The organism is Pseudoalteromonas sp. SIMBA_162 (assembly GCF_046535955.1).
In the GTDB taxonomy this organism is placed as follows: domain Bacteria; phylum Pseudomonadota; class Gammaproteobacteria; order Enterobacterales; family Alteromonadaceae; genus Pseudoalteromonas; species Pseudoalteromonas marina.
Genome location: NZ_JAWJBQ010000417.1, coordinates 1 through 271 on the forward strand (window position 1 = coordinate 1; position 271 = coordinate 271).

1 protein-coding gene is annotated in these 271 nt (G+C 67.2%); it reads left to right on the forward strand.

Features of this window, described 5'->3' with window-relative positions:
* Positions 1 to 256, forward strand: a 256-nt coding sequence (locus R0J88_RS20295; RefSeq protein ID WP_410900920.1) for a UTRA domain-containing protein, incomplete at its 5' end; no start/stop codon positions are given.
* Positions 257 to 271 lie beyond the last annotated feature (15 nt).

The window sequence follows — 271 nt, forward strand, 5'->3', positions numbered from 1 at the left end:
GGGCCAGTTCGGGGTGTCACTGTGGGCGGAGCTGCGCGGGCGCTACGGCTTGACGCTGGCCCATCGTGAGCTGCGCTTCTACTCCGAGTCGCTGGGGGAGCAGGCCGCCCGGGAGCTGGGGGTCGCCATGGGCAGCCCCGGTCTGACCGTACGTCGCGCTACCTTCGATGAGCAGCATCGTCCCATCGGCTATGACGAAGAGCGCTGGCTGCACAATGCGCTGTGCATCACCGTCACGCTCAAGAACAAGCCCTGAAACCGCGCTGCAGGG